This window comes from Ilyobacter sp. (genome assembly GCF_041583315.1).
GTDB lineage: Bacteria > Fusobacteriota > Fusobacteriia > Fusobacteriales > Fusobacteriaceae > Ilyobacter.
In genome coordinates this window covers 1-2,042 of the sequence record NZ_JBFHGC010000522.1, presented here as the reverse complement: position 1 = coordinate 2,042, position 2,042 = coordinate 1, and the positions used below count along the sequence as shown (strand labels likewise).

Below are 2,042 nucleotides of genomic sequence, written 5' to 3'. Positions count from 1 at the left end.
GATTCACCTTCACCAAACATAATTTGTGGTCCTATTCCAAATGAAAAATTCATTATTGTTCCTCCTAATTTTTTATAATCCTAAATTTTTTTCTGTTTCTGTCATAAACTCATCATCATTAAGAGCTTCTCTTCTCTCAATCATTTCCGGTGCTAATCCTCCAATTGGATATCTAAGTTTAGATGTCCCATCAGTTGTTGCTTGATATATAGCTTCTGCTACTACTATTGGTTCTGATGCTTTATCAACTTGGAGATTTCCCATTGCATTTTTAATTAAAGCTTGATATTCTTCCATAGATTCATCGTTAGTAAAATCAAGAGATCTTCCTGCAAAATCAGTTTTAATGAATCCTGGTTCAATTAACTTTACTTTTACTCCTATTGCTTTCATTTCATAATAAAGAGATTCAGTAAATCCTTCGATAGCATACTTAGTACCATGATAAAGTGATGTAACAGGAAATGCCACTCTTCCACCTACAGAAGAAATATTCAGGATTACTCCAGATTTATTTTTTCTAAAATGAGGAAGAATTTTTTTAGTAGTTTCAAATAAACCAATTACGTTTACATCATACTGTCTTCTAATTTGTTCCATACTAAAAGCTTCAAATATTCCAATTGCACCATATCCAGCATTATTTAATAATGCATCTATTTTCCCGAATTTGTCTATTCCTTCAGATACAGCTGTATCTATTGATTTGCTATCAGTTACATCTAATCGAGTAACTAATACGTTCTCTAGTTTATTAAGTTCTTCTTCTTTTTCAGGGCTTCTCATTGTAGCGATTACATTCCAACCTTTTTCTTGGAAAAATTTAGCTGTTGTTTTTCCTATTCCACTACTTGCACCTGTTATTAATATTGTTTGTGACATCTTTTCAACTCCTTATAATTTGATTATAAATATTAGGTTCTAGATTGCATCATTTGCATAACTGGTTTTGTTTTTACTGCTCTTCAGTAGTAAAAGGAAAGAAACATATAACTCCAAGGTAATTAAAACATCCATGTAACTTTTCTTCACTTACTATTAAAACTCACTCTAATAAATGTTTCATATTTATTTCTAATTTTTTTATACATACGAGTTCGTATAATTGTTTTTAAAAATATACTCAAAAGAATATACTTTTATAAATCGTTGGTATGTTTACACCCACACCTAACTATTTTCGTATGTTCTTTTGAGTCCTTCTACAAATTTGCTGGTCATTATTTCAATATCGGATTCATCTATGTTAATCATATCTTCTTCAACAATTTGTGAAATGCCACAAAAAAAAGTCATTATTAAGTAGGTAATAATATTAGCATCTGAATCTTTTTTTATCTCACCATTTTCAATAGCTTGATTTACACTGTATAACTTAAGTTGATAAATCCATTTTGCATAATCATCATATTGCTGCTTTACTGAAGCAAGCTGGGGATCGGAAGCAATATTTATAAAATAACGAAGCTTTGATGTATTTAACTGTTCTTTATTAAAGATCAGATCATTATTTATTTTTACCCAAATTGGGTCCTCAGTATCAAAAATCTTCTTAAGCTTGGACTTCTCATTATTTATACAATAATCTGTTATGGTTTTGTATAGTTCATATTTATTCTTAAAATGATAATAAATTGGACCTTTAGAAAAACCAAGTTCATCAGCTATATCTTGCATATTTGTCGAATGAAATCCTTTTGTAGAAAAAATTTCAATTGCTTTTTTTATTATTGATGCTTTTACTGCTTCTTTGTCTGCCTGTGTCGTTCTCATAGTTAATTCCTCTCATCAATTATATATACTCGTTCGTATAATAAAAATATTATATACTATTACTAAATCAATTGCAACTTTAATTTTTATTAAAATTATTTGTGCTCTGCATTGTCAAATCAATTGCATTATATTTTAATCAAGGTCTAATTGTAGTATTTACACTTAGTCTTTTTTAATCCATTATAGATTGTATTTGTATCTAAAATGGATTATTCTTCTTGAATTCTAGAAATATAATGTAGTATAATTTATAAAATGACATTGAT

The 2,042-nt window shown here is 28.3% G+C and carries 2 protein-coding genes; both read right to left on the bottom strand.

The genetic code is table 11. The annotated features are described in order from the left end of the window. Positions 1–72 precede the first annotated feature (72 nt). Positions 73–882, bottom strand: coding sequence for an SDR family oxidoreductase (locus ABZA26_RS13740; protein WP_372715064.1), 810 nt, complete (start codon positions 880–882; stop codon positions 73–75). A 288-nt stretch (positions 883–1,170) separates the two neighbouring features. After that, positions 1,171–1,773 (bottom strand): TetR/AcrR family transcriptional regulator, encoded by a 603-nt coding sequence (locus ABZA26_RS13735; RefSeq protein WP_372715063.1) that lies wholly within the window; start codon positions 1,771–1,773, stop codon positions 1,171–1,173. Positions 1,774–2,042 lie beyond the last annotated feature (269 nt).

Coding starts and splice junctions, on each gene's coding strand:
- ABZA26_RS13735 (WP_372715063.1), bottom strand. CDS start 1,773: ATGAGAACGACACAGGCAGACAAAGAAGCAGTAAAAGCATCAATAATA.
- ABZA26_RS13740 (WP_372715064.1), bottom strand. CDS start 882: ATGTCACAAACAATATTAATAACAGGTGCAAGTAGTGGAATAGGAAAA.